A 26,578-nucleotide genomic window follows, 5' to 3' on the forward strand; every position below is an offset into this window, starting at 1 on the left:
GGCCTAGAGGAAGGTGCGGCCCTCGCCCCGGTAGGTCGGGGCGGTGGCCGTCACCCGGTCGCCCTCCACCAGGTGCAGGGTGTCGAACCGCTCGCACAGCTCGCCCGCCTTCGCGTGGCGGAACCAGACCCGGTCGCCGATCAGCAGATCGTCGGCCGGGCTGCCGAGCAGCGGGGTCTGCACCTCGCCGGCTCCCTCCTGCGGGTCGTAGCGCAGCCCCTGGGGCAGGTACGGGACCGGCAGCCGGTCCGCGCCGGGCGCACCCGAGGCGGGATACCCGCCGCCGAGCACGGTCACCACACCCACCCCGGGCCTGCGCACCACCGGCTGGGCGAACAGGGCCGCCGGCCGCCCGCTGAACGAGGTGTAGTTGTCGAACAGCCGCGGCACGTAGAGCCCCGACCCGGCGGCGATCTCCGTCACGGCCTCCTCGGCGGCCGTCTCCGACACGCTGCCCGTCCCGCCGCCGTTGACGAACTCCAGGTCCGGCACCACCGCCCGCACGGCCCGCACCACCTCGGCGCGCCGTGCCGCCAGCTCCTTGCGGGCCGCGCTCTGCATGAGCCGGATCGCCCGCGACCGCACCGGCCGCCCGGCCAGTGCGTCCCCGACCCCGGCGACGTGGCCCTCGTACGCCATCAGCCCGACCACCCGGAACCCGGGCCGGGCACTGACGCCACGGGCCAGCGCGGCGAGCTGCCCGGGATCGCGCAGTGGCGACCGGCGCGCCCCGACCCGCACCCGCCCGCCGAACAGGTGCAGCGCGGTGTCCAGTTCCAGGCAGACCCGGACCTCCTGCGTGCCGCCGTCCCGCGACCGGTCGATGAGCTCCAGCTGCGCCACGTCGTCCACCATGACGGTGACGGCGGCGGCCAGCTTGGGATCGCCCGCCAGCTCGGCGAATCCGCCGCGGTCGGCGGACGGATAGGCGAGCAGCACGTCCTCGAACCCCGACCGGGCCAGCCACAGCGACTCGGCGAGGGTGTACGACATGATCCCGGCGAACCCGGGCCGGGCCAGGACCCGTTCGAGGAGCGCGCGGCACCGGACGGACTTGCTGGCCACCCGGACGGGCTTCCCGCCGGCCCGGCGCACGAGGTCGTCGGCGTTGGCGTCGAACGCGTCGAGGTCCACGATGGCCAGCGGCGCGTCCAGGTGCGCGGTCGCCCGGTCGTACCGGGCGCGATCGGCGGCGGGGGAGTTCATGGCGGGAGCTTGCCAGACGCGTCTACCGATGGGTAGGGGGTCGCAGCGCCCCGCTCGGGCCCGGGCCCCTGCCCCCTCGGGCCCCCTTCCGGCCCGGAGGACCGTAGAGTACGGGCAGGCAGCCGTACGGAACGGGGGGCGGAGCCGCCGGATGACCACGACGACACCGCGGACCGCGGTCCTGGGCGAGCCCGACCCGCCCCCGGAGCCGGCCCGGACCCCGCCGCCCCTCCCCGCGCAGCCGCGCCGCCGCCCGGGACGGGTCCTCGCCGCCGTGCTGTGCACCCTTCTCGGCATCGGGCTCATCGGCGGTGCCGGAGCCGACGCCTGGCTCGAACACCGCGCCGCGCACCGCCCGTTGCCCGCCGACGCCGCCTACCGCAAGGCCGAGTCGCTGTGGCGCTCCGCCCCCGTGGACACCCTCTTCCCGCCGGTGCTCGCGGGCCCCTCGGCCGGCCCCGGCGGCTCGAACCGGATCTGGACCCGGATAGCGCTCGCACCGGACGCCGACTGCCCGGCCGCCCTCGCCGCCGACTGGCAGAACCTGCTGGCCGCCACCGGCTGCACCCGCGTGCTGCGCGCCACCTACACCGACGCTACCCGCAGCTTCCTGATCACCGTCGGGATGGTCTTCACCCCGGCCGACGCCCCCGCGATGACCGCCCTCACCGGCCGGCTCACCGCGCCGCTCGCGTACGGATTCGCCGACTCCCAGCGCGCCGCCTGGACCGCGTCCGTCATCGACAAGGCCCCCGCTGTCGTCTACACCGTCTCCGCCTTCGCCGACGGCCGCCCGCTGGACGCGCCCCGCCCCGCGGAGGACGCGATGAAGAAGGACGCCACCGGAGCCGTCGCCCAGGCGGGCCTCGGCCACGAGGCCAAGGCCGTCGCCGACCGCATCGGCAACGGCCTCGCCGTCTTGGCCGCCCCGCCCGTCACTCCCGCCCCGGAGGCCTCCCGGTGAAGCCCCGTCGGGCGCTCGTGCGAGGCGCCGCCGCCCTCGCCGTCGCCGCCGTCCTGACGGCCGTCACCGCGGCCCCCGCAGCCGCCGACACCATCCGCGACCGCCAGTGGGGACTGCTGGCCCTGCGCGCCGAAGAGGCCTGGGGCACCACCCGCGGCGACGGCGTGACCGTCGCCGTCCTGGACACCGGCGTGGACGACTCCCACCCCGACCTCGCCGGACGGGTCCTCGAGGGCCACGACCTCATCGGCATGGGCGCCGGCCGCGGCGACCGCTCCTGGGCCCGTCACGGCACCGCCATGGCGAGCATCATCGCCGGGCACGGCCACGGCTCCGGCCAGGGGGTCCTCGGCATCGCCCCGCAGGCCAAGATCCTGCCCATCCGGGTGATCCTGGAGGAGGGCGACCCGGGCCGCGCCCAGGCCCGCGACAGCAAGGGCGGCGCCCTCGCCGACGGAATCCGCTGGGCCGCCGACCACGGCGCCGACGTGATCAACCTTTCCCTCGGCGACGACAGCGACTCCGCCCACCACGAGGCGGGGGAGGACGAGGCCGTCCAGTACGCCCTCACCAAGGGTGTGGTCGTCGTCGCCTCCGCGGGCAACGGCGGCGAGAGCGGCGACCGCGTCTCCTACCCGGCCGCCTACCCCGGGGTCATCGCCGTCACGGCCGTCGACCGGCGCGGCAAGAAGGCCAAGTTCTCCACCCGCAACTGGTACGCCACCGTCAGCGCCCCCGGCGTCGACGTGGTCATCGCCGATCCCGACCGCTCGTACTACGAGGGGTGGGGCACCAGCGCCGCGGCGGCCTTCGTCTCCGGCGCCGCGGCCCTCGTCAAGGCCGCCCACCCGGACCTCTCCCCGGCCCAGATCAAGAAGCTGCTGGAGGACACCGCCTCCGACAGCCCGGCCGGCGGCCGCGACGACGCCCGCGGCCACGGGATGGCGGACCCCGCCGCCGCCCTCCAGGTCGCGGAGGCCATGCAGCCGGAGGCACCGGTCCCCGCGCCCGCCGCGGCCGGACAGCAGTACTTCGGCCCCGGCCCCGACCCGGCCCGCCCGCCCGAGCGCGAGGCACGCCTCGGCGCCCCGGAGGCCGCGGCCGCCGGCGCCGTGCTGCTGGTGCTGGCCGCCGTACTGGCCCGGCGCCCGCGGCGGGTGACCCGGCACAGTAGGGTCGGGTAACTGTGGCGAACATGGCGAACAAGAACATTCCCGACCCGGGCTTCTCCGACGACGACGGCTCGGCCGACCCCCGGCTGAGTGCGGCCCTGGCCGCCTGGGCCGAGGACCGCTCGCACGAGCCGGAGGTGCTGGCGGCCCTGAAGGACGCCCGCCTGCTGGTCCCGGTCGTCGCCGTCCTCGGCGAGGTGGAGACCGACCCGGAGACCGGCCTCAAGCGCGAGAAGACCAGCGACATGGCCGTCCCGACCCTGCGCGCGGGCGACCGGCGGGCGCTGCCCGCCTTCACCTCGATCGCCTCGCTCGCGCTCTGGGACCCGGCGGCCCGGCCGGTGGCGGTCCCGCTGCACCAGGCGCTGGCGGCCGCCGCGCACGAGAAGGCCGACACCGTGGTCCTGGACCTGGCCGGCCCGGTCACCTACCAGCTGACCGGCTCCGCGCTGCTCGCGCTGGCCGAGGGCCGTACGCACGCGGGGCCGCTGGCCGATCCCGCCGTACGGGAGGCCGTACGGGCCGCCGTGGCGGCGGAGGAGGGCGTACTGCGCGCCTACCTCGGCCCCGGCGGCGCGGACTCCGACGGCACCCTCGCGATCGTGCCGGCCGAGGCCGGCCAGGCGCAGCAGGCGGCCCGCCGGGTCGCCGAGGCCCTGGCGGCGGACGAGACCCTGCGGGCCCGGCTGGTGCGCGGCCTGGACCTGGCGCTGCTGCCGCCGGACGCCCCGGCCCCGCCCGGCGAGGCGCTGTTCAGCCGCTGAACGACGAAGGGGCGGGGTTTCCGGGAACGATCCCGGAAACCCCGCCCCTCGGCGTACGGCGCCGACTCAGCCGAAGACGGGACCCGTGAACTTCTCGCCCGGCCCCTGGCCCGGCTCGTCCGGGACGATCGAGGCCTCGCGGAAGGCGAGCTGGAGCGACTTCAGGCCGTCCCGCAGCGGGGCTGCGTGGAAGGAGCTGATCTCGGTGGCGCTCGCGGTGACCAGGCCGGCCAGGGCCGTGATCAGCTTGCGGGCCTCGTCGAGGTCCTTGTGCTCGGAGTCGGGCTTGTCCAGGCCCAGGTTGACCGCCGCGGCGCTCAGCAGGTGCACGGCCACCGTGGTGATCACCTCGACGGCGGGGACGTCCGCGATGTCGCGGGTCATGGCGTCGTAGTCGGGTGATTCGGGTGCGGTGCCGGCAGCGGTGTCGGCGGGGAGGGTCGCGTCAGTCATGCTTCCCACGATAAGCCGGGCGCCGGACGCCCCCGACCGGAGCACCGGGTGAGCGGCTCTGGCGCGGAATGCTATATTGGGCTACGACCGGCCGGAGACTTATGTCCCCGGCCCACAAGTGGAGGCTCCGATCTCCCACCTGACCACCCTCCGGGGCGGCGGGTCACCGGTCAGGCGGCATCCATCGTTCCGTACGGACGATGGAAAGCTGCCCGAGTATGCGCCCCGCGGCTCGCACGCGTCGGTGCTCCGGTTGTTTTGGAGCCCCTGCCTGTGCCCGGCGGGGCTTTTTTCATTCTCCCGCTGCGGTCGGTCTGACGGAAATACACGTCAGCGGCTGTCTGCCAGGCAGCCGTGTGGTGCTACCGAGGAGGATCCATCAGCACCGAGCCCCGCATCAACGACCGGATTCGCGTTCCCGAGGTACGACTCGTCGGTCCCAGCGGCGAGCAGGTCGGCATCGTGCCGCTTGCCAAGGCGCTTGAGCTCGCGCAGGAGTACGACCTCGACCTGGTCGAGGTCGCGGCGTCCGCACGCCCGCCGGTCTGCAAGCTCATGGACTACGGCAAGTTCAAGTACGAGTCGGCCATGAAGGCCCGTGAGGCGCGCAAGAACCAGGCGCACACGGTCATCAAGGAAATGAAGCTCCGGCCGAAGATCGACCCGCACGACTATGACACCAAGAAGGGTCACGTCGTTCGGTTCCTCAAGCAGGGCGACAAGGTCAAGATCACGATCATGTTCCGTGGTCGCGAGCAGTCCAGGCCGGAACTCGGCTACCGACTGCTGCAGCGTCTCGCTTCGGACGTCGAGGACCTCGGGTTCATCGAGTCGAACCCGAAGCAGGACGGCCGAAACATGATCATGGTTCTCGGTCCGCACAAGAAGAAGACCGAGGCGATGGCCGAAGCCCGCGAGGCGCAGGCCGCCCGCAAGGCCGAGCGCCAGGGTGTTGCCCTCGCCGACGACGAGGCTCCTTCCGAGGAGACCGTCGAGGTGGAGGCCACTGAGGTCACCGAGGTCGAGGTCACCGAGGCTGCCGCCGAAGAGGCGCCCGCCCAGGAGCCGAACACCGAGGCCTGATTCCGAGGCAGCCCGTCTCGGATCACCGACACAACATGACGCTCCCGTGAGCCGGTCCATCATCGGACCGGTGGGAGCGCCACCGACGAGGAGATAACGGCGCTATGCCGAAGAACAAGACGCACAGCGGTTCCAAGAAGCGCTTCAAGATCACCGGCTCCGGCAAGGTGCTCCGTGAGCGCGCCGGCAAGCGCCACCTGCTCGAGCACAAGTCGTCCCGTGTCACCCGCCGCCTGACCGGCACCGCGGAGATGGCCCCCGGCGACGCCGCGAAGATCAAGAAGCTTCTCGGCAAGTGACGTCCTCCGCTCCCCTGGCGGGAGCGGGACGTCAAGACCGGGACCCCATCGAATTCGGGCCGTGTGAAGACAACCACGGCCCCGCTACAAGGAGTTAAAAAGTGGCACGCGTCAAGCGGGCAGTAAACGCCCACAAGAAGCGCCGGGCAATCCTCGAGGCGGCCTCCGGCTACCGCGGTCAGCGTTCGCGCCTGTACCGCAAGGCCAAGGAGCAGGTCACCCACTCGCTGGTCTACAACTTCAACGACCGCAAGAAGCGCAAGGGCGACTTCCGTCAGCTGTGGATCCAGCGCATCAACGCTGCTGCCCGCCAGAACGGCATGACGTACAACCGCCTCATCCAGGGTCTGAAGGCCGCCAACATCGAGGTGGACCGCAAGATCCTCGCCGAGCTGGCCGTCAATGACGCCAACGCGTTCGCCGCGCTGGTCGAGGTCGCGCAGAAGGCCCTCCCGGCCGACGTCAACGCCCCCAAGGCCGCTGCCTAAGGGCTAGCCGGCCGCTTCACGCGGTCGGCCCCCACGGACCCGCAGGCGACTCGCCTGCGGGTCCGTGTGCTTTCCCCCAGCCCCGGAACCCCGAGAAAGAACCGCAGACACCATGGGTCACCCCGACGAGCTGATCTCCCCCCGATCCCCGCGGGTGGCCGCCGCCAGGCGACTGGCCCGGCGCAACTTCCGCACCAAGGAGCGCCGGTTCATCGCCGAAGGCCCGCAGGCGGTCCGTGAGGCCGTCGAGCACCGCGGGGCCGAGGGGACGTCGACCCTGATCGAGCTGTTCGCCACCGTCGAGGCCGCCGAGCGCTACGCCGAGATCATCCACGCCGCACTGGACGCCGGCGCCCGGGTGCACTACGCCTCCGACGAGGTGCTCGCCGAGGTCTCGCAGACCGTCACCCCGCAGGGCCTCGTCGGCGTCTGCCACTTCCTCGACTCGCCCTTCGAGGACATCCTGGCGGCCCGGCCCAAGCTGGTCGCCGTCCTCGCGCACGTCCGCGACCCCGGCAACGCCGGCACGGTGCTGCGCTGCGCGGACGCCGCCGGAGCCGATGCCGTCGTCCTGACCGACGCCTCGGTGGACCTGTACAACCCCAAGTCCGTACGGGCCTCCGTGGGCTCCCTCTTCCACCTCCCGGTCGCGGTCGGCGTCCCGGTGGAGCAGGCCGTCGCGGGGCTGCGCGCGGCGGGCGTACGGATCCTGGCGGCCGACGGTGCCGGCGAGGACGACCTCGACGCCGAGCTGGACGCGGGCACCATGGGCGGGCCCTCGGCCTGGGTGTTCGGCAACGAGGCCTGGGGTCTGCCCGAGGAGACCCGGGCCCTCGCGGACGCCGTCGTACGGGTCCCGATCCACGGCAAGGCGGAGAGCCTGAACCTCGCGACGGCCGCCGCCGTGTGCCTCTACGCCTCCGCGCGTGCACAGCGGGCGCCCGGAGGGTGCCGCTCCGTGACCCCCAGCTAGTAATGTGGCGGCCCGGGGGGCCCACTGCGCTACTCGGAGATGTGGGGTACGGGGACATGACCGTCGGTACGAACAGCTCACCGGTGGCCGCCGGAGCCAGGGCCAGGGCCGAGGCCGAGGAGCGGCCCGGCCCGGCCGGCGGCACGCCGGTGGCCGAAGCCCCGCAGGCCCCCGCGAGCCGCCGCCCCGACGGGCTGTGCGGCGTGCCGCCACAGGCGGCTGGCCCGGGCCTCGCGGCCCGTCGGCCGGGCCAGGCCGAGGCCGCCGTCGGGACCGGCTTCGGGATCGATCCGGACGACCTGCCCGACGGGCTCGTCGTCGCCGACGACACCGGGCGGGTGATCTGCTTCAACTCCGCCGCCGCACGGATCACCGCACTGGCGCCGGACCAGGCGCTCGGCAACCGCATCGACCGCGCGCTGCCCCTCGAGGACCTCGAAGGCCGCCGCTGGTGGGCGCTGACCGACCCGTACGGGGGCCTCGCCACCCGCCGCGGGCAGCCCGAGCGGAACCTGCTGCTCCCCGGCGGCCGCGAGGTGCTGGTCTCCGCCCGCTACGTCCGTACCCACCCCACCGGCCCGCTGCGCAGCCTCGTCGTCACCCTGCGCGGCACCGAGGCCCGCCGCCGCACCGAGCGCAGCCACGCCGAGCTGATCGCCACCGTCGCCCACGAGCTGCGCTCCCCGCTGACCTCCGTCAAGGGGTTCACCGCGACCCTGCTCGCCAAGTGGGAGCGGTTCACCGACGACCAGAAGCGGCTGATGCTGGAGACCGTCGACGCCGACGCCAACCGCGTCACCCGCCTCATCGCCGAGCTCCTCGACATCTCCCGCATCGACTCCGGCCGGCTGGAGGTCCGCCGCCAGCCGGTCGACATGGCCACCGCCGTCGGCCGCCACGTCCAGGCACTCACCGCGAACGGCCAGGCCCCCGAGCGGTTCCTCGTACGGGTCAGCCGCCCCCTCCCCGATCTGTGGGCCGATCCGGACAAGATCGACCAGATCCTCGGCAACCTCCTCGAAAATGCGGTGCGCCACGGAGAGGGAACGGTCACCATCGACGTATCGCCGCATGAGAAGGGAACCGCCGTCACCGTGACCGACGAAGGCCCCGGGATCCCCGAGGAGTCGATGAAGCGTGTGTTCACCCGCTTCTGGCGGGGGAGCAAGCGCGGCGGCACCGGCCTGGGCCTGTACATCGTCAAGGGCATCGTGGAGGCCCACGGCGGCACCATCACGGTCGGCCGCGGCCCCGGCGGCGGCGCCGAGTTCCGATTTATCCTGCCCGTGAGCGCCCCGGCCTACCTCACGCAGTAGCACTGCGGAGCGTCTCGCCAGGCGGCCCACGGGCTCCTTCACCCCCAGCGACCTTTAGACTCGTCCTTTGGCACCTTTGTGTCTCTGTGTCGATCGGTCTGATCGTGCCGTACGGGGACCACCAGCCAGCCATCGGAAGTACGGGAAGAGATGTCGGCACCGAACAAGTCGTACGACCCTGTCGAGGTCGAGGCACTGAAACCGGAAGAGATCGAGCGCATGCGGGACGAGGCGCTCGCCGCCTTCGCGTCCGCCGGCGACCTCGACGCGCTGCGTGAGGCGAAGACCGCGCACATGGGCGACCGCTCGCCCCTGGCGCTCGCCAACCGCGAGATCGGCGCGCTGCCCCCGCAGGCCAAGGCCACCGCGGGCAAGCTCGTGGGCCAGGCCCGCGGCGCCGTGAACAAGGCCTTCGGGGCCCGCACGGTCGCGCTCGAAGCCGAGCGGGACGAGCGGGTGCTGGTCGAGGAGGCGGTGGACGTCACGCTGCCCTACGACCGCGTTCCCGCCGGCGCCCGGCACCCCCTGACCACGCTGATGGACCGCATCGCGGACATCTTCGTGGCCATGGGGTACGAGGTCGCCGAGGGGCCCGAGGTCGAGGCGGAGTGGTTCAACTTCGACGCCCTCAACTTCACGCCCGACCACCCGGCGCGCCAGATGCAGGACACCTTCTTCGTCCAGGGGCCCGAGGGCACCGAGGGCGACGAGTCCGGCGTCGTGCTGCGCACCCACACCTCCCCGGTGCAGGCGCGCTCGCTGCTGGAGCGCAAGCCCCCCGTCTACATCGTCTGCCCGGGCCGGGTGTACCGCACCGACGAGCTCGACGCGACGCACACCCCGGTCTTCCACCAGGTCGAGCTGCTGGCCGTGGACGAGGGCCTGACCATGGCCGACCTCAAGGGCACCATGGACCACATGGTCCAGGAGCTGTTCGGCGAGGGCACCACCACGCGCCTGCGTCCGCACTTCTTCCCCTTCACCGAGCCGTCCGCCGAGATGGACATGCAGTGCTACGTGTGCCGCGGCGAGTCGGTGGGCAACCCCGACCGCCCGTGCCGTACCTGCTCCAGCGAGGGCTGGATCGAGCTCGGCGGCTGCGGCATGGTCAACCCCAAGGTGCTCATCGCCTGCGGCGTGGACCCCGAGAAGTACAGCGGGTTCGCCTTCGGGTTCGGCATCGAGCGGATGCTGATGTTCCGCCACAACGTAGAAGACATGCGAGACATGGTCGAGGGTGACGTCCGTTTCACCCGGCCGTTCGGGAGTGAGATCTGATGCGCGTCCCGCTTTCCTGGCTGCGGGAGTACGTCGACCTCCCCGCAGGTGAGACCGGTCGCGACGTGGCGGCCAAGCTCGTCGACGCCGGCCTCGAGGTCGAGACCGTCGAGCAGCTCGGCGGCGGCCTCAAGGGCCCCCTCGTCGTCGGCAAGGTGCTGACCATCGAGGAGCTCGAGGGCTTCCGCAAGCCGATCCGCTTCTGCACGGTCGACGTCGGCCAGGCCAACGGCACCGGCGAACCGCAGGAGATCGTCTGCGGCGCCCGGAACTTCTCCGTCGGTGACAAGGTCGTCGTGGTCCTGCCCGGCGCGGTGCTGCCCGGCGACTTCGCGATCGCCGCGCGCAAGACGTACGGCCGCACCTCGCACGGCATGATCTGCTCCGGCGACGAGCTGGGCATGGGCGACGACGGCACGCACGGCATCATCGTGCTGCCGCACGAGCACGAGGTCGGCACCGACGCGATCGAGCTGCTCGAGCTCGTCGACGAGGTCCTCGACATCGACATCACCCCGGACCGCGGCTACTGCATGTCCATGCGCGGCGTCGCCCGCGAGGCGGCGACCGCCTACGGCCTGCCGCTGCGCGACCCCGCGCTGCTCGACGTCCCGGTGCCGAACTCGTACGGCTACCCGGTCAAGGTCGACGACCCGGCCGGCTGCGACCGCTTCACCGCCCGTACGGTGACCGGCCTCGACCCCGAGGCGCGCTCCCCGATCTGGCTGACCCGCCGCCTGCAGAAGGCGGGCATGCGCCCGATCTCGCTCGCCGTCGACATCACCAACTACGTGATGCTCGAGCTCGGCCAGCCGCTGCACGCCTACGACCGCTCCAGCATCGACGGCACCATCGGTGTCCGCCGCGCCGAGCAGGGCGAGAAGTTCACCACCCTCGACGGGGTCAAGCGCACGCTCGACGCCGAAGACCTGGTGATCACCGACAACAGCGGGCCGATCGGCCTCGCCGGTGTCATGGGCGGCGCCAACACCGAGATCGCCGACTCCGTGACCGACCCCGAGACGGGCCAGGTCACGGGGACCACGGACGTGGTCATCGAGGCCGCGCACTTCGACTCCGTGTCGATCTCGCGCACCGCCCGCCGCCTGAAGCTCTCCTCCGAGGCCTCCAAGCGCTTCGAGCGGGGCGTCGACCCGCTGGCCGCCGCCGCGGCCGCGCAGCGGACCGTCGACCTGCTCGTGCTCCTCGCGGGCGGCACCGCCGAGGCCGGCGTCACCGAGTTCCTCGCCCCGGGCGCCCCGCGCACCATCGCGATGGGCGCGGACCACCCGGACCGGGTCGCGGGCATGGACTACGGCCGCGAGACCGTCGTACGCCGCCTCCAGGAGATCGGCTGCGACGTCTACGGCCAGGACGAGCTCGTCGTGACCGTCCCCTCGTGGCGGCCCGACCTCGCCGAGCCCAACGACCTCGCCGAAGAGGTCATCCGGCTCGAGGGCTACGGGAACCTCCCGTCGACCCTTCCCCAGGTGCCCTCCGGCCGCGGTCTCACCCCCAGGCAGCAGCTGCACCGCCGGGTCGGCCGCGCGCTGGCCGGCGCCGGCTACGTGGAGGCGCTGAGCTACCCGTTCCTCGGCGAGCCGGTCTTCGACCAGCTCCAGCTCCCCGCGCACGACGCCGCCCGCCAGGTCGTCAAGCTGGTCAACCCGATCTCCGACGAGGAGCCGGCGCTGCGCACCACGCTGCTGCCGGGTCTGCTCGGCGCGCTGCGCCGCAACGACAGCCGGGGCAGCCACGACCTCGCGCTCTTCGAGACCGGTTCGGTCTTCCTGGCCGGCCCGCGGCCCGGTGTGGCCGTACGGCTGCCCGTCGACCGCCGTCCCACGGACGAGGAGATCGGCACCCTGAACGCGGCCCTGCCCGCGCAGCCGCGGTACGCCGCGGTCGTGCTGGCCGGTGGACGCGAGCAGGCCGGCTGGTGGGGCAAGGGCCGCCCGGCCGACTGGGCGGACGCCGTCCAGGCCGCGCGCTCGCTGGCCGTCGAGGCCGGCGCGGAGCTCGTCGTCCGCCAGGGCCGGTACGGCCCCTGGCACCCGGGCCGCTGCGCCGAGCTGGTCGTCACCCTCGACGGGGTCGAGCAGGTCATCGGCCACGCCGGTGAGCTGCACCCGCGCGTGGTCAAGGCGATGGGCCTGCCGGCCCGCACCAGCGCGATGGAGCTCGACCTGGACCGCCTCGCGGCGGCCGGCGGCGAGGCCCTCCAGGCGCCCCGGATCTCCTCCTTCCCGGTGGCGACCCAGGACGTCGCGCTGATCGTGGACGCGTCGGTTCCGGCGTCGGACGTGGAGGCCGCGCTGCGCAAGGGCGCGGGCGAACTCCTCGAGTCGCTCCGGCTGTTCGACGTGTTCACCGGTGAGCAGGTCGGCGAGGGCAAGAAGTCCCTGGCGTACGCGCTGCGCTTCCGCGCGGCCGACCGCACGCTGACCGCCGAGGAGTCCACGGCAGCGCGCGACGCGGCGGTGGCGCTCGCGGGCGAGCGGACCGGGGCGGTGCTCCGGGGCGCGTAGCCGCCCGCCTGCAAGGCCTGTTGAGGGGCGCATCCGGACCACCGGGTGCGCCCCTCACTCGTTCGGGTGAGAACGCGGGCGACCCGTGTCCGGGCCGGCGGGTGATCGGCACAATCATTGCGGCCGAGGGGAGGCCGTGATGATCGGGGAGATGCCCCAGGTGCGCCGGGTGTGCGTCTTCGCGTGGGGCGGCGCCGCGGTGTCCTGGGAGTTGTCCACCCCGGGGCGGCTGGTACCGAGCCTGGCCACGTGCGCGGCGTTCCTGCTGCTGGCGACGGGCTGCGCCCTGCACATCCGGCGCGGGCTGGTCGCGGAGCTGAGGCGTTCGCAGGAGATCGCGGGGGCCGCGCAGCGGGCACTGCTGCGGCCGCTGCCGAGACGGATGGACGGGCTGACCCTGGCCGCCGCGCAGCTGTCGGCGAGCCGGGGCGCGACGGTGGGCGGCGACCTGTACGAGGCCGTGCCGACGGTGCACGGCGTCCGGGTGGTCATCGGGGACGTACGGGGGCACGGGCTGCCGGCGCTGGGGGCGGCCGCGGCGGTCCTGGGGGCCTTCCGCGAAGCGGCGTACGACGAGGTGTCGCTGGGCGGCGTAATGGTGCGGATGGAGCGGGCGCTGGGCCGCCACGTCCGTGACCGGGCCCGGGCCGAGCACCCGTCGGCCTGCCCGGCCGAGCCGGAGTCCCCGTCGGCCGAGGAGTTCGTGACGGTCCTGCTCCTCCAGATCGCCCCGGACGGCACCCTCCTGGCCCTGAACTGCGGCCACCCCTGGCCGTACCTGCTGCGCAGCTGGGGCTTCGCGCCGGGCCCCGCGCAGCGGCTCACCGACGTGCGGGCGCTGGACGGCGAGACCATGCCGCCGCTCGGGGTCCTGCCGCTGCCGCGCGATCCGCAACCGCACGCCTGCGGTGAACTGCGGCCCGGGGAGACGCTGTTCCTGCACACCGACGGTGCCGGGGAGGCCCGGAATGCCGCCGGCGCGTTCTTCCCCCTGCAGAGCGTCCTCGCAGAGGCACCGCTCACGCCCGCGCGGCTGGTCGCGGGCGTGCACGCGGCCCTGCTCCGGCACACCGGCGGGCGGCTCGCCGACGACGTCGCCCTGCTGGTGCTCCGCGACGACCGGAGCTGACCGGATCCGGCCGAATGGCCGGTCCCGCCGGGCCCGGCGACCAACCGGGCACCGGCGGGAACCGGCACGCCGCCCGTCTGCCGTGGAGTGTCGGGCAGACAGCAGAACGGGCGGCGCGGTGACGGGTCGTCGCACTGTACGAGGGGGAGCCGACGACCCGGGCTGCCTCTTGGCGAGGCCCTTAAGTGAAGCGCCCCGCGGACCCCCGGCGGCAGAGTGCGTATCGCATTTATGCGCGTACTTCGTTCACACCCCGTGTGAACGAAGTACCCACTAGCCTGAGACCGACGAGCCCCGGGAGCGGCCCATGCAGCCCAATGTCCTGCTCGACGCCCTCCTCGCCGAGGCGGGCATGTCCCACGCCGGACTCGCCGCGTACGTGAACCAGGCGGGCCGCAGCCGCGGACTCGCCCTGCGCTACGAACACACCGCCGTCGCCCGGTGGTTGAAGGGCCAGCGGCCCCGCGGCCAGGTCCCCGACCTGATCTGCGAGGTGCTCGGCGGCCGGCTGAAGCGGCCCGTCGGGCTGGACGACGTCGGTTTCGGAGTGCCGGGGCTGCCAGCCTCCCCGCACGCCTCCCCGCTCAGCGGATTCGTGGACCGCGCCGCCGCTCTGTGGCGTGCCGACGGGCAGGCCCGGCCCCAACTGCTCACCGCGCAGGCCGTCAACGGAACCCCCGCCGTCATCCCGGTCTGGGAGTGGGAGAACCCGCCCGAGGACGCCGACGTATCCCGCGAGGGCCCGGACCGGATCGGGCCCGAGCACATCGAGATCCTGCGGGCCGCCCGCGCGCACTACGAGCTGATGTACCGCCGGGCGGGCGGGGTGGCCACCCGGGACCGGATCGTGCGCTTCCTCGGCAGCGAGACGGCGCCCATGCTGCGCGGCAGTTACCCCGACGCCCTCGGCCGGCGGCTGCACCGGGCCACCGGGTCCCTCGTGGCGGTGGCGGGGATCTGCGCGTACGACTCGGACGCCCACGGGCTCGCCCAGCGCTACTTCCACCAGGCCCTGCGGCTGGCCAAGGCGAGCGGCGACCGCGGGCTCGGGGCGTACGTGATCGCGCTGATCGTCAACCAGTCCCTGCACCTGCGGGAGTACCGCCAGGCGGTGGCCTTCGCCGAGGCCGCGCTGCGCGCCGCCGGCCGGCACACCACCCCGGCGCTGGCCGCCGACCTGTACGCGATGCAGGCCAAGGCCTACGCCCAACTCGGCGACACCCGGGCCGCATTGAACTGCATCCGGCACGCCGAGGCGGCGGCCGAGCGGATCACTCCGGGCGCCGAACCGGACGAGACCGGCTACGTACAGCCGGGGCTGGTCAACGTCCAGGTCGCCGAGGCGCTGCTCGGTCTGGGGGATCTCGCCGCCGCGCACGAGCAGGCGACCGCGGCCGTCGGCACCCCCGCGCACGACCGCGGCCGGGTGCACCGCCTCGCGATGCTGTGCGAGATCCAGCTGCGGCAGGGAGAGGCGGACCGGGCGGTGGCGGCCGCGGCCGAAATGGCCGAACGGGCCAAGGGGATGGAGTCCCTGCGGCTCCGCGACCGGTTGCGGGCGGTCCGCGAACAGCTGCTGACCAGCGGTTGTTCGGGCGCGGAGGAGACCGCTCAGCTCATCGACGGGGCGCTGCGCGTTCCCCTGTGACGGCTTCAACTGCTGCCATGTTGCCACCGATCCGAACGGAAGGCGGCACAACCGTGCAGTGGATGAACCTGAGTGAGCAGACCGTGTACAAGAACCGCTGGTTCGACGTGAATCTCGCCGATGTGGAACTCCCCGACGGCCGGCACCTGGACCACTTCGTGATCCGGCTGCGCCCGGTCGCCGTCGCCACGGCCGTCAACGAGGCCAACGAGGTGCTGCTGCTGTGGCGGCACCGCTTCATCACCGACAGCTGGGGCTGGGAGCTGCCCGCCGGGGTGGTCGAGGACGGGGAGTCCCTCGAGTGCGCGGCGGCGCGGGAGATGGAGGAGGAGTCGGGCTGGCGGCCCGGCCCGCTCCGGCACCTGATGACCGTGGAGCCGTCCAACGGGCTGACCGATGCCCGCCACCACCTCTACTGGGCGGACGGGGCGACGTACATCGGCCACCCCGAGGACGGCTTCGAGTCCTCGCGCCGGGAGTGGGTCCCGCTCAAGCTGGTGCCGGACATGATCGCGCGCGGGGAGATTCCGGCCGCCAACATGGCGGCCGGGCTGCTCCTGCTGCACCACCTCAGGCTCGGCCGGCCGTAGGACTCAGCCGTACGGGTAGAAGCCCGAGCCGGTCTTGCGGCCCAGGCGGCCCGCGTCGACCATCCGCTGGAGCAGCGGGGGAGCGGCGTACAGCGGCTCCTTGAACTCGGCGTACATGGAGTCGGCCACCGAGGCCACGGTGTCCAGGCCGATCAGGTCCGCCAGCTTCAGCGGGCCCATCGGGTGGGCGCAGCCCAGCTCCATGCCGTTGTCGATGTCCTCGCGGCTCGCGATGCCGGACTCGAACATCCGGATCGCGGACAGCAGGTACGGGATGAGGAGCGCGTTGACCACGAAGCCGGACCGGTCCTGGGCGCGGATCGCGTGCTTGCCCAGCACGTCCCGCACCAGGGCCTCGGCGCGCTTCACCGTCTCCTCGCCCGTGGTCAGCGCCGGGATCAGCTCGACGAGCTGCTGCACCGGGGCCGGGTTGAAGAAGTGGATGCCGATGACCTGGTCGGGGCGCGAGGTCGCGACGGCCAGCTTGACCAGCGGAATCGAGGAGGTGTTGGAGGCCAGGATCGCGTCCGGGCGGGTGATCACCTGGTCGAGGACCTGGAAGATCTCCGTCTTGACCTGCTCGTTCTCGACGACGGCCTCGATCACCAGGTCGCGGTCGGCGAACTCGCCGAGGTCGGTGGTGAAGGTGAGGCGGGCCAGGGTGGCGTCCCGCTCCTCCTCGCTGATCTTGCCGCGTTCGGCGGCCTTCATCAGGGAGTTGTGCAGCCGGGTGCGCCCGATCTCCAGGGCCTCGCCCGTGGTCTCGGCGACCTTCACCTCAAGACCGCTGCGGGCACACACCTCGGCGATGCCCGCGCCCATCTGGCCGCAGCCCACTACGCCGACGCGGGTGATGTCGGTCGGGAGGGTAGAGAGGTCCGTCACTTCGTGCCTTTCGCTGCTCATCCATCGCGGGTCCCCCGGGCTGACAGTGGTAACTGCTTTCCGGCGCCCGCCACGCCCCCCGACGTTACCCCCGACCTTGACCCCGGTGGCGGGCCGGGGCGGGCATGCTGGGCGGACGCAACGGAACGTCACGGAACGGAACGGAGTCGTCACATGGCGTACATCGGACGTCGGGGACTGCTGGCGGGGGCCGCGTGGGCGCTGGCGGCGGCCACGGGTGGCCGGGCTGCTTCGGCGCGGGCGGCGGCCTCCCCGCCCTCCCGCCATGCCGCGACCACGGAGTTCCGGGGCATGTGGATCGCCTCGGTGTCGAACGTGGACTGGCCCTCCGAGAGCGGGCTTCCGGCCGCGGAGCAGCGCAAGGAGCTGATCGGCCTCCTCGACACCGCGGTGCGGCGCCGTCTGAACGCGGTGATCCTCCAGGTCCGGCCGGCGGCCGACGCGCTGTGGCCCTCGCGGCTGGAACCCTGGTCGCAGTGGCTGACGGGGGAGCAGGGGGTGGATCCGGGCTGGGACCCGCTGGGTACGGCCGTCACCGAAGCGCACGCCCGCGGCCTGGAACTGCACGCCTGGTTCAACCCGTACCGCGTGGCCAACCACACCGACCCGGACCGGCTGGCCCCCGAGCACCCGGCCCGGCGCAACCCCGACTGGACCGTGGAGTACGGCGGCAAGATCTTCTACAACCCCGGCCTGCCCGAGGTGCGGCTCTTCGTCCAGGAGGCCATGCTCGACGCGGTCTCCCGCTACCCGGTGGACGGGGTGCACTGGGACGACTACTTCTACCCCTACCCGGTGGAGGGGGAGGAGTTCGACGACGACGCGGCCTACGAGGAGTACGGGGCGGACTTCCCCTCCCGGTCCGACTGGCGCCGCCACAACACCGACACCCTGGTCCGCGAGATGTCCGCGCGGCTGCGGGAGGTCCGGCCCGCTGCCCGGTTCGGCGTCAGCCCGTTCGCGGTGTGGCGCAACTCCGACCGGGACCCGCTCGGTTCACCCACGCGGGCGGGCCTGGGAACGTACGACGACCTGTATGCGGACACCCGCAAGTGGGTCAAGGAGGGCTGGATCGACTACATCGTGCCGCAGGCCTACTGGCACATCGGGCACCCGACCGCCGACTACGCGGACGTCGTCCCCTGGTGGGCGCGGACGGTGGCGGGCACGGGCGTGCAGCTGTACGTGGGGGAGGCGCTGTACCGCTGCGACGCGGACAGCCCCACCCCGGCCTGGCGCGATCCGGGGGAGCTGTCCCGCCACGTCACCTTCGCGAGGAAGTATCCGGAGGTCCGCGGCCACGCCTGGTTCTCGGCGAAGCACGTGGCCGCGGACCCCAATGGAGCGATGGCGCGGGTGGTCGCCGACCACTACGGATCGGCGGCGGCGCCGCGCTGATTCAGTGCTCGGACTCTCCTGGGTGGCGGACCGTGCAGTCGGGTCCGGGGGCCATCAGGGCCTCGTGACCGTCCTGGAAGCGGACCCGGTACGGGGGGGTTCCGTTCTCGCCCAGCACCTGGGTGATCTCGCCCACCTTGTCGTGCTGTCCGACGATCCTGCCGTGCTGCACCAGCTGGTCGCCCTCGGTCGCGCGCATAACTGACCTCCTCGGTGGCGGTCCGATCCGGTGCTAGCAGTTTAGGTCGTTCCGGGGCTATTTGACCCGTTGGGTGACGGCAATGCAGACGAGGACCGCGCAGGCGGCCACCGGGGCGGCGGGGGACAGGTGCTCGCCGAGCAGCGCCACCGACCAGACCAGGGTCAGCAGGGGCTGGGCGAGCTGGAGCTGGCTGGCCCGGGGTGCGCCGATCTCGGCCATGCCGCGGTACCAGACGTACAGGCCGAGGAAGGTGGAACCGGCCGCCGCCCAGATCAGGCCGGCCAGCCCGTGCCCGGTGAGGTGGACCGGCTCGTACGCGAGCCCCAGCGCGGAGCCGGCCAGGGTGAGCGGCAGGCACAGCACCAGAGCCCAGCCGATCACCTGCCAGCCGGGCAGCGTACGGGCGAGCCGGCCGCCCTCGGTGTATCCGGCGGCGCACACCAGCAGGGCGCCGAACAGGTAGGCGTCGCCGGCCGAGAGCGAGCCGCCGCTCTGGGTCGCGGTGAAGGCGAGGACCACGGCGGCCCCGGCCAGGGCGGCGCGCCAGAACCGGCGCGAGGGCCGGGCCCCGGTGCGCACCGCGGAGAGCGCGGCCGTCGTCAGCGGGAGCAGCCCGACCACCACGGCGGCGTGCGAGGTCGTGGAGGTGGTCAGCGCGAGAGTGGTGAGCAGCGGGAATCCCACGACCACCCCGGCGGCCACGACGGCCAGCCCCGCCCAGTGCTCACGGGCGGGCAGCGGGACCCGCAGGGCCAGCAGGAAGCCGCCGGCGATGACGGCCGCGAGGACGCTGCGCAGCGCGACGAGCGACCAGGGGCCGAAGCTCTCCAGGCCCCATGCGGTGGCGGGGAAGGTCAGGGAAAACGCGACGACGCCGAGTGAGGCGAGGAGGGTGCCCCGGGTGCGAGTCGGGGTCGCGAAGTCCTCAACCGCTACCGTGGTCGGCAGAGTAGCGCTATTCTGTGCTGTCATGTACGAGCGTAGCAGTGTCGCGGAACTGGCAGAATCCCTGCGGTCCGAACTCAACCGCTACTCGGTGGGTGGAAAGCTCCCGTCGAGTCGGGCTCTGGTCGAGCGCTACCGGGTCAGCCCCGTCACCGTCTCCCGGGCCCTCGCGCAGCTCGCCGCCGAGGGCCTCGTCGTCACCCGGCCCGGCGCCGGGGTCTTCCGCGCACGGCCGCGTACGTCGGCGCCCGCGCCCGGGGACACCTCCTGGCAGGAGGTCGCCCTCAGTGCCGAGGGCGCCGGTGAGATCGTCCCGCGCTCCGTGGACGCCACCGGGGTACTGAGCTCGCTGACCACCCCGCCCCCCGGGGTGATCGAGCTCAACGGCGGCTACCTGCACCCCTCCCTCCAGCCCGAGCGGGCCATGGCCGCCGCGCTGGCCCGGGCCGGGCGGCGGCCCGGGGCGTGGGGGCGGCCGCCCGTCGAGGGGCTGCCCGAGCTGCGCGACTGGTTCGCCCGGGAGATCGGCGGACCGGTCGTGGCCGCCGATGTGCTGGTCACCGCGGGCGGGCAGAGCGCGCTGGCCACCGCCCTGCGGGCGCTCGCCCCGCCCGGGGCGCCGATCCTGGTGGAGTCGCCGACCTACCCCGGACTGCTGGCCATCGCCCGCGCCTCCGGCTGCCGGCCCGTGCCGGTGCCGGTGGACGCCGAGGGGGTCCGGCCGGAGCTGCTCGCCGCCGCCTTCGAAGCCACCGGGGCGCGGGTCTTCGTATGCCAGCCGCTGTTCCAGAACCCGACCGGAGCCGTGCTGGCTCCCGGGCGGCGGGCCGAGGTGCTGCGGATCGCCCGGGCCGCCGGGGCCTTCGTCGTCGAGGACGACTACGCCCGGGCCCTGGCCCACGAGGACTGCGGGCCGCTGCCCGCCACACTGGCCGCCGAGGACGCCGACGGCGTGGTGGTGCACGTCCGGTCCCTGACCAAGGCGACCTCGCCCAGCCTGCGGGTGGGCGCCCTGGCCGCCCGGGGGCCGGTCGTGGACCGGCTGCGCGCCATCCAGGTCGTGGACAGCTTCTTCGTCCCCCGGCCGCTCCAGGAAGCCGCCCTGGAGCTGGTCGGGGCGCCCGCCTGGCCGCGCCACCTGAGGACCGTGGCCGCCGAGCTCCGCCACCGCCGGGACGTCCTGGCCGGGGCCCTGCGGCGGGAGCTGCCCGGGCTCGAACTGCCGCATCTGCCCTCCGGCGGCTACCAGTTGTGGGTGCGGCCGGGCGGCGGGGGAGACGACACCGGGTTCGTGGCAGCCGCCCTGCGCGCCGGGGTCGCGGTCACGCCCGGCCGTCCGTACTTCTGCGCGGAGCCGCCCGGTCCGCACGTCCGGCTGAGCTTCGCCGGGGTGTCGGGGCCCGGCGAGCTGGTGGAGGCGGTGCAGCGGCTGCGGGCGGGGCTGGGCGCAGACGCTTGACCAGGTGCGGCGCGCGGCCCACCATCACCGCATGCATGTTCGGGTCTCGCTCGTTGCCGCAGCCCGTGGTTCCTCGCTGCTCACCGAGCGCTTCGACGACGACCGCCCGCTCGACGGGGCAGGCTGGCACGCGGTGGAGTCCGCCGCCCCCGGCCTGGTCCCGCTGGGCGCCGCCGATCTGCGCTACTGCTCGCCCACCCCGCGCAGCAGGGCCACCGGCGAGGCGCTCGGGTACGCGCCGCTCGCCCAGCCCGCGCTCCGCGAGTGCGACATGGGCCGCTGGCGGGGGCTGACCCTCGCCGAGGTGACCGCCCGCGAGCCGGGGGCGGTGGACCTCTGGCTCACCGACCCGCGCGCCGCCCCGCACGGCGGCGAGTCGCTGCTCGCCTTCATCTCCCGGATCGGCGGCTGGCTCGACACCAGGCCGGCCGACGACGGGGGCGCGATCGTGGCGGTGGCGGAGCCCTCGGTGGTCCGGGCGGCCCTGGTCTACGCGCTGAAGGCGCCTCCGCTGACCTACTGGAACGTGGACGTGCGGCCGCTGTCCACGATGACCCTGACGGGCTGGTCGGGGCGCTGGCACCTCTCGCTTCAAGCCCCGGTGTAATGCGGTTGAGGCCCGCCCGGTGGGCTCCTAGCCTGCGGACATGACCGGAACAACGATCACCACACTGGCGGAGCGGCCCGAACTGGCGGACCGGCTCTGGGACATGCCGGACTCCTGGCCGGCCTTCGCCGAACACGATGCGCTCGCCTGGCTGCTGTATCCCCGGATGGTCGCCGAGCTGCCGGAGTACGTCCTGATCGCCACGGACGGCGACGCGGTGGTCGCCCGGGGGTTCAGCGTCCCCTTCGCCCAGCACGCGCCGGGCCGCGGCGGGGTGCTGCCCGCGCAGGGCTGGGACCGGATCCTGATGTGGGCCTTCTCCGACCTGCGGCGCGGGATCGCGCCCGACACGGTGAGCGCGATCGAGATCAGCGTCGCCACGGACCGGCAGGGCGAGGGCCTGTCCGGCCGGATGCTGGCCGCGATGCGGGAGAACGCCCGAGCCCGCGGCTTCACCGAGGTCGTGGCCCCGGTCCGGCCGAGCGGAAAGCCGGCCGAGCCGGACACCTCCATCCACGAGTACGCGTACCGCACCCGCGAGGACGGCCTCCCGTACGACCCCTGGCTGCGCGTCCACGTCCGCGCGGGCGGCGTCATCGACTCGGTGGCCCCCCTCTCGATGACGATCACCGGCTCGCTCCCCCAGTGGCGCGAGTGGACCGGCCTCCCCTTCGACACCCCGGGCCAGGTCCACGTCCCGGGCGCCCTCGCCCCGGTCCACTGCGCACCGGAGCAGGGCCACGCGGTCTACGTCGAACCGAACGTCTGGGTCCGCCACGCCCTGACCGGGTGATCCGGCAGCGCCCACGGACAGCCGCACAGGGCTTTGCATAAACGTGCGGAGATACGTATAGTCATGCCATCGACGAGGAGGGTCCGATGGCGGTACGTGTAGCGGTGGCCGGTGCGAGCGGGTACGCGGGCGGTGAAGTCCTGCGCCTGCTGCTCTCGCACCCCGAGGTGGAGATCGGCGCGCTGACCGGCCACTCCAACGCCGGAGAGCTCCTCGGCAACCTGCAGCCGCACCTCGTGCCGCTCGCGGGGCGGACCCTGGAGGCGACCACCCCCGAGGTCCTCGCCGGGCACGATGTCGTGTTCCTCGCGCTTCCGCACGGCCAGTCCGCCGCCGTCGCCGCCCAGCTCGGCGAGGACGTCCTCGTCGTCGACATGGGCGCCGACCACCGGCTCAAGGACTCGGCCGACTGGGACAAGTTCTACGGAGCCCCGCACGCCGGGACCTGGCCGTACGGGCTCCCCGAGCTGCCCGGCGGGCGCGCCGCGCTGGAAGGCGCCAAGCGCATCGCCGTCCCCGGCTGCTTCCCCACCGCCGTCTCCCTCGCGCTGTTCCCGGCGTACCAGGCGCAGCTCGCCGAGCCGGACGCCGTGATCGTCGCCGCCACCGGCACCTCCGGCGCGGGCAAGGCGCTCAAGACGCACCTGCTCGGCGCCGAGGTGATGGGCAACGTCACCCCGTACGGAGTGGGCGGAGGCCACCGGCACACGCCCGAGATGGTGCAGAACCTGTCCCCGTTCGCGGGCACCAGGGTCTCCGTCTCCTTCACCGCGAACCTCGTGCCCATGGCGCGCGGCATCCTCGCCACCTGCTCGGCCAAGGCCCTGCCCGGCACCACCGCCGAGTCGCTGCGCGCCGCCTACGAGAAGGCGTACGCCGACGAGCCGTTCGTCCACCTGCTGCCCGAGGGCCGGTGGCCGTCCACCAAGTCCGTGCACGGCTCGAACGCCGTCCACGTCCAGGTCGCCTACGACGAGTCCGCCCAGCGGATCATTGCCATCAGCGCCATCGACAACCTGACCAAGGGCACCGCAGGCGGCGCGGTCCAGAGCATGAACATCGCCCTCGGTCTCCCCGAGAGCCTGGGTCTTTCCACGATCGGAGTCGCACCGTGAGCGTCACGGCAGCACAGGGATTCACGGCAGCGGGCATCGCCGCCGGAATCAAGGCGAACGGCAACCCGGACCTGGCCCTCGTGGTCAACAACGGACCGCGCCTGGCGGCGGCGGGCGTCTTCACCTCCAACCGCGTCAAGGCCGCGCCCGTGCACTGGTCCGAGCAGGTCCTGCGCGGCGCAGCGGTCAGCGCGGTCGTCCTGAACTCCGGCGGCGCCAACGCCTGCACCGGCCCCAAGGGCTTCCAGGACACCCACGCCACCGCCGAGAAGGTGGCCGCCGTCCTGGGCGGGGAATTCAACGCCGGCGAGATCGCGGTCGCGTCCACCGGCCTGATCGGCGTCCTGCTCCCCATGGACAAGCTGCTGCGGGGTATCGACACGGCGGCCGCCGCCCTCAGCGAGGACGGCGGCGAGGCCGCGGCCGTCGCCATCAAGACCACCGACACCGTGCACAAGACGGCCACGGTCACCAAGGACGGCTGGACCGTCGGCGGCATGGCCAAGGGCGCGGGCATGCTCGCCCCGGGCCTGGCCACCATGCTCGTCGTCCTCACCACCGACGCCGACCTGGACAGCGCCACCCTCGACGAGGCGCTGCGCGCCGCCACCCGCACCACCTTCGACCGGGTCGACTCCGACGGCTGCATGTCCACCAACGACACGGTGCTGCTGCTGGCCTCCGGGGCCTCCGGCAAGGTGCCCGCGTACGAGGAGTTCGCCGAGGCCGTACGGACCGTCTGCGGCGACCTGGCCCGCCAGCTGATCGGCGACGCCGAGGGCGCCAGCAAGGACATCCGCATCGAGGTCATCGGCGCGGCCAGCGAGGACGACGCGGTCGAGGTCGGCCGGTCCATCGCCCGGAACAACCTGCTCAAGTGCGCCATCCACGGCGAGGACCCGAACTGGGGCCGGGTGCTGTCCGCCATCGGCACCACCAAGGCGGCCTTCGACCCGGACCGGCTGAACGTGGCCATCAACGGGGTCTGGGTCTGCCGGAACGGCTCGGTCGGCGAGGACCGCGACCTGGTGAGCATGAAGGACCGCGAGGTCCGCATCACCGCCGACCTGTCCACCGGCACCGAGTCCGCGGTCATCTGGGCCAACGACCTGACCGCCGAGTACGTCCACGAGAACAGCGCGTACAGCTCATGAGCACCGCGAGGAAGCACACCGCGCTGCCCAAGGCCGAGATCCTCATCGAGGCCCTGCCCTGGCTGACCCGCCACAACGGCAAGGTCGTCGTCATCAAGTTCGGCGGCAACGCCATGATCGACGAGGACCTCAAGGCCGCCTTCGCCCAGGACGTGGTCTTCCTGCGCCAGGCCGGCCTCAAGCCGGTCGTGGTGCACGGCGGCGGCCCCCAGATCAACGCCCAGCTCGACAAGCAGGGACTGATCAGCGAGTTCAAGGCGGGCCTGCGCGTCACGACCCCGGAGGCCATGGACGTCGTACGGATGGTGCTGGCGGGCCAGGTCCAGCGCGAGCTGGTCGGGCTGCTGAACCAGCACGGGCCGCTCGCCGTCGGCATGACCGGCGAGGACGCCCACACCATCACCGCCACCAAGCACAGCCCGGAGATCGACGGCGAGCTCGTCGACATCGGGCGGGTCGGCGAGATCACCGCGATCGACACCGGCGCGATCGAGGCGCTGCTGGCCGACGGCCGGATTCCGGTGATCTCCTCCATCGCGCGCAGCGCCGACGACCACCATGTGTACAACGTGAACGCGGACACGGCGGCGGCCGCGCTCGCCGCCGCGCTCGGCGCCGAGACGCTGATGGTCCTCACCGACGTCGAGGGCCTCTACGCGGACTGGCCCAACAGTGACGAGGTCATCAGCAGGCTCACCGTCAGCGAGCTGGAGAAGCTGCTGCCCGAGCTGTCCAGCGGCATGGTGCCCAAGATGGAGGGCTGCCTGCACGCCGTCCGCAACGGCGTCACCACCGCCCGCGTGATCGACGGGCGGGTCCAGCATTCGATCCTGCTGGAGATCTTCACGGACGAGGGAATCGGCACGATGGTCGTGCCCGACGGACAGGGAGGGGATCCCCGGTGACCACCGGCAACGAGGAGTACCGCACCCGCTGGCAGGGTGCGCTGACCAACAACTACGGCACTCCCGCGCTGGCCCTCGTACGCGGTGAGGGCGCCCAGGTCTGGGACGCGGACGGCAAGCAGTACACCGACTTCGTCGGCGGCATCGCGGTCAACGCGCTCGGCCATGCCCACCCGGCCGTCGTCGCGGCCGTCACCGGCCAGATCCAGACCCTCGGCCACGTCTCCAACCTCTACGCCTCCGAGCCGGTCATCGCCCTCGGCGAGCGGCTGCTCCAGCTCTTCGGCCGCCCCGGCAAGGTCTTCTTCTGCAACTCCGGCGCCGAGGCCGTCGAAGCCGCCTTCAAGATCGGCCGGCTGACCGGGCGGACCCACATGGTCGCCACCACGGGCGGCTTCCACGGCCGGACCATGGGCGCCCTCGCCCTCACCGGCCAGCCGAAGAAGCAGGACCCCTTCCTGCCGCTGCCCGGCGACGTCACGCACGTTCCGTACGGCGACGTGGAGGCGCTGCGCGCCGCCGTCACCGAGCGGACCGCACTCGTCGTCATCGAACCCGTGCAGGGCGAGAACGGCGTCGTCGTCCCGCCCGCCGGATACCTGACGGCCGCCCGCGAGATCACCCGCGCCACCGGCACCCTGCTCGTCCTCGACGAGGTGCAGACCGGCATCGGCCGGTGCGGCCAGTGGTTCGAGCACCAGGCGCACGAGGGCGTCGAGCCGGACCTCGTCGCGCTCGCGAAGGGGCTGGGCGGCGGTCTGCCCATCGGCGCCGTGGTCGCCTTCGGAGCCGCCGCCGACCTGCTCCAGCCGGGCCAGCACGGCACCACCTTCGGAGGGAACCCGGTCGCCTGCGCCGCCGGACTCGCCGTCATCGACACCATCGCCGCCGAGGGCCTGCTCGAGCAGGTCAAGGCGCGCGGCGAGCGGCTGCGCTCCGGAATCGAGGCTTCCGCGCACCCGCTGGTCTCCCACGTCCGTGGTGCGGGCCTTCTGCTGGGTATCGTGCTGACCGAGCCCCTCGCGCCTCAGGTGCAGCAGGCGGCTCAGGATGCCGGTTACCTGGTCAACGCGCCCGCCCCCGACGTCGTACGGCTCATGCCGCCGTACGTACTCTCCGAGGCCGAGGCGGACGCGTTCCTCCGGGACCTGCCCGGCATCCTCGACGCGGCCAACGGGGACGGATCCGGGGAATGAGACGACG

At 73.2% G+C, this 26,578-nt stretch carries 26 protein-coding genes; 21 read left to right on the plus strand and 5 right to left on the minus strand.

The genetic code is table 11. From position 1 onward, the window contains the following. Positions 1–3 precede the first annotated feature (3 nt). Positions 4–1,206 (minus strand): amino acid deaminase/aldolase, encoded by a 1,203-nt coding sequence (locus tag JIW86_RS30985; protein WP_257557074.1) that lies wholly within the window; start codon positions 1,204–1,206, stop codon positions 4–6. A gap of 151 nt (positions 1,207–1,357) precedes the next feature. On the opposite strand from JIW86_RS30985, the gene JIW86_RS30990 reads away from it, so the two are divergent. From JIW86_RS30990 to JIW86_RS31000, 3 genes are read left to right on the plus strand one after another with little or no spacing between them, the layout of a single operon-like run. Continuing rightward, positions 1,358–2,170, plus strand: a complete 813-nt coding sequence (locus tag JIW86_RS30990) for a hypothetical protein (RefSeq protein ID WP_257557075.1) — start codon at positions 1,358–1,360, stop codon at positions 2,168–2,170. Beyond that, the gene (gene mycP, locus JIW86_RS30995; protein WP_416237625.1) at positions 2,167–3,354 is read left to right on the plus strand and encodes a type VII secretion-associated serine protease mycosin; all 1,188 of its coding nucleotides are present in this window, start codon (positions 2,167–2,169) and stop codon (positions 3,352–3,354) included. Before JIW86_RS30990 ends, mycP begins: the two co-directional genes overlap by 4 nt. 11 nt (positions 3,355–3,365) lie before the next feature. Then, positions 3,366–4,106, plus strand: a complete 741-nt coding sequence (locus JIW86_RS31000; protein WP_257557076.1) for an SseB family protein — start codon at positions 3,366–3,368, stop codon at positions 4,104–4,106. Positions 4,107–4,172: 66 nt separating this feature from the next. Here JIW86_RS31000 and JIW86_RS31005 read toward each other — a convergent pair whose 3' ends face one another. Beyond that, positions 4,173–4,559 (minus strand): DUF1844 domain-containing protein, encoded by a 387-nt coding sequence (locus tag JIW86_RS31005; protein ID WP_215140808.1) that lies wholly within the window; start codon positions 4,557–4,559, stop codon positions 4,173–4,175. A gap of 354 nt (positions 4,560–4,913) precedes the next feature. Between JIW86_RS31005 and infC the strand changes: the two genes are divergently transcribed. The 10 genes from infC to JIW86_RS31055 all read left to right on the plus strand — a co-directional run bounded on the left by infC (position 4,914) and on the right by JIW86_RS31055 (position 15,891). After that, positions 4,914–5,642 (plus strand): translation initiation factor IF-3, encoded by a 729-nt coding sequence (gene infC, locus JIW86_RS31010; protein WP_257557079.1) that lies wholly within the window; start codon positions 4,914–4,916, stop codon positions 5,640–5,642. A gap of 104 nt (positions 5,643–5,746) precedes the next feature. Further along, positions 5,747–5,941 (plus strand): 50S ribosomal protein L35, encoded by a 195-nt coding sequence (rpmI, locus tag JIW86_RS31015; protein WP_030387121.1) that lies wholly within the window; start codon positions 5,747–5,749, stop codon positions 5,939–5,941. Positions 5,942–6,042: 101 nt separating this feature from the next. After that, positions 6,043–6,429, plus strand: a complete 387-nt coding sequence (gene rplT, locus JIW86_RS31020) for a 50S ribosomal protein L20 (protein ID WP_007263143.1) — start codon at positions 6,043–6,045, stop codon at positions 6,427–6,429. Positions 6,430–6,541: 112 nt separating this feature from the next. Then, a complete protein-coding gene (locus JIW86_RS31025) occupies positions 6,542–7,402 on the plus strand; it encodes a TrmH family RNA methyltransferase (protein ID WP_215140810.1) in 861 nt (286 codons plus the stop codon). Positions 7,403–7,458: 56 nt separating this feature from the next. Further along, complete coding sequence (locus JIW86_RS31030) at positions 7,459–8,718, plus strand: sensor histidine kinase (RefSeq protein ID WP_257557088.1); 1,260 nt, start codon at positions 7,459–7,461, stop codon at positions 8,716–8,718. A 150-nt stretch (positions 8,719–8,868) separates the two neighbouring features. Then, the gene (gene pheS / locus JIW86_RS31035; RefSeq protein WP_215149641.1) at positions 8,869–9,996 is read left to right on the plus strand and encodes a phenylalanine--tRNA ligase subunit alpha; all 1,128 of its coding nucleotides are present in this window, start codon (positions 8,869–8,871) and stop codon (positions 9,994–9,996) included. Continuing rightward, positions 9,996–12,524 (plus strand): phenylalanine--tRNA ligase subunit beta, encoded by a 2,529-nt coding sequence (gene pheT, locus JIW86_RS31040; RefSeq protein WP_257557089.1) that lies wholly within the window; start codon positions 9,996–9,998, stop codon positions 12,522–12,524. The genes pheS and pheT overlap by 1 nt, the downstream gene beginning before the upstream one ends. A gap of 139 nt (positions 12,525–12,663) precedes the next feature. After that, entirely contained in the window at positions 12,664–13,653 is a 990-nt protein-coding gene (locus JIW86_RS31045; protein ID WP_215149643.1) for a PP2C family protein-serine/threonine phosphatase, read from the plus strand. Positions 13,654–13,960: 307 nt separating this feature from the next. Further along, positions 13,961–15,301 carry a transcriptional regulator gene (locus JIW86_RS31050; RefSeq protein ID WP_257557090.1) on the plus strand — a complete coding sequence of 447 codons (1,341 nt, stop codon included), beginning with the start codon at positions 13,961–13,963 and terminating at the stop codon, positions 15,299–15,301. Between the two features lie 62 nt (positions 15,302–15,363). Continuing rightward, positions 15,364–15,891 (plus strand): NUDIX hydrolase, encoded by a 528-nt coding sequence (locus JIW86_RS31055; RefSeq protein ID WP_406367462.1) that lies wholly within the window; start codon positions 15,364–15,366, stop codon positions 15,889–15,891. 3 nt (positions 15,892–15,894) lie between these two features. Here the strand turns inward: JIW86_RS31055 and JIW86_RS31060 are convergent, their stop codons facing one another. Continuing rightward, on the minus strand, positions 15,895–16,797 hold the full coding sequence (locus JIW86_RS31060) for a 3-hydroxybutyryl-CoA dehydrogenase (RefSeq protein ID WP_257557092.1): 903 nt from the start codon (positions 16,795–16,797) through the stop codon (positions 15,895–15,897). 153 nt (positions 16,798–16,950) lie between these two features. On the opposite strand from JIW86_RS31060, the gene JIW86_RS31065 reads away from it, so the two are divergent. Next, a complete protein-coding gene (locus tag JIW86_RS31065; protein ID WP_257557093.1) occupies positions 16,951–18,195 on the plus strand; it encodes a glycoside hydrolase family 10 protein in 1,245 nt (414 codons plus the stop codon). Position 18,196: 1 nt separating this feature from the next. On the opposite strand, the gene JIW86_RS31070 is transcribed toward JIW86_RS31065, so the two are convergent. Together JIW86_RS31070 and JIW86_RS31075 are read right to left on the minus strand one after the other, a co-directional pair. Then, the gene (locus tag JIW86_RS31070; protein WP_215149648.1) at positions 18,197–18,394 is read right to left on the minus strand and encodes a DUF1918 domain-containing protein; all 198 of its coding nucleotides are present in this window, start codon (positions 18,392–18,394) and stop codon (positions 18,197–18,199) included. A 57-nt stretch (positions 18,395–18,451) separates the two neighbouring features. Beyond that, the gene (locus tag JIW86_RS31075; protein ID WP_257557094.1) at positions 18,452–19,369 is read right to left on the minus strand and encodes a DMT family transporter; all 918 of its coding nucleotides are present in this window, start codon (positions 19,367–19,369) and stop codon (positions 18,452–18,454) included. On the opposite strand from JIW86_RS31075, the gene JIW86_RS31080 reads away from it, so the two are divergent. From JIW86_RS31080 to JIW86_RS31110, 7 genes are all read left to right on the plus strand, one after another. Next, entirely contained in the window at positions 19,368–20,801 is a 1,434-nt protein-coding gene (locus JIW86_RS31080) for a PLP-dependent aminotransferase family protein (protein WP_257557095.1), read from the plus strand. The two genes, JIW86_RS31075 and JIW86_RS31080, sit on opposite strands and share 2 nt — an antisense overlap. 31 nt (positions 20,802–20,832) lie before the next feature. Then, a complete protein-coding gene (locus tag JIW86_RS31085; protein WP_215149651.1) occupies positions 20,833–21,408 on the plus strand; it encodes a histidine phosphatase family protein in 576 nt (191 codons plus the stop codon). Positions 21,409–21,448: 40 nt separating this feature from the next. Continuing rightward, positions 21,449–22,201 (plus strand): N-acetyltransferase, encoded by a 753-nt coding sequence (locus JIW86_RS31090; RefSeq protein ID WP_257557096.1) that lies wholly within the window; start codon positions 21,449–21,451, stop codon positions 22,199–22,201. An 86-nt stretch (positions 22,202–22,287) separates the two neighbouring features. Then, positions 22,288–23,316, plus strand: coding sequence for an N-acetyl-gamma-glutamyl-phosphate reductase (argC, locus tag JIW86_RS31095; RefSeq protein WP_257557097.1), 1,029 nt, complete (start codon positions 22,288–22,290; stop codon positions 23,314–23,316). Continuing rightward, positions 23,313–24,470, plus strand: coding sequence for a bifunctional glutamate N-acetyltransferase/amino-acid acetyltransferase ArgJ (gene argJ, locus JIW86_RS31100; RefSeq protein ID WP_257557099.1), 1,158 nt, complete (start codon positions 23,313–23,315; stop codon positions 24,468–24,470). Before argC ends, argJ begins: the two co-directional genes overlap by 4 nt. Then, positions 24,467–25,375 carry an acetylglutamate kinase gene (argB, locus tag JIW86_RS31105; RefSeq protein WP_215149655.1) on the plus strand — a complete coding sequence of 303 codons (909 nt, stop codon included), beginning with the start codon at positions 24,467–24,469 and terminating at the stop codon, positions 25,373–25,375. The genes argJ and argB overlap by 4 nt, the downstream gene beginning before the upstream one ends. After that, the gene (locus tag JIW86_RS31110; protein ID WP_257557102.1) at positions 25,372–26,571 is read left to right on the plus strand and encodes an acetylornithine transaminase; all 1,200 of its coding nucleotides are present in this window, start codon (positions 25,372–25,374) and stop codon (positions 26,569–26,571) included. Before argB ends, JIW86_RS31110 begins: the two co-directional genes overlap by 4 nt. Positions 26,572–26,578: the final 7 nt, after the last annotated feature.

The organism is Streptomyces sp. NBC_00162, from assembly GCF_024611995.1.
Taxonomy (GTDB): domain Bacteria; phylum Actinomycetota; class Actinomycetes; order Streptomycetales; family Streptomycetaceae; genus Streptomyces.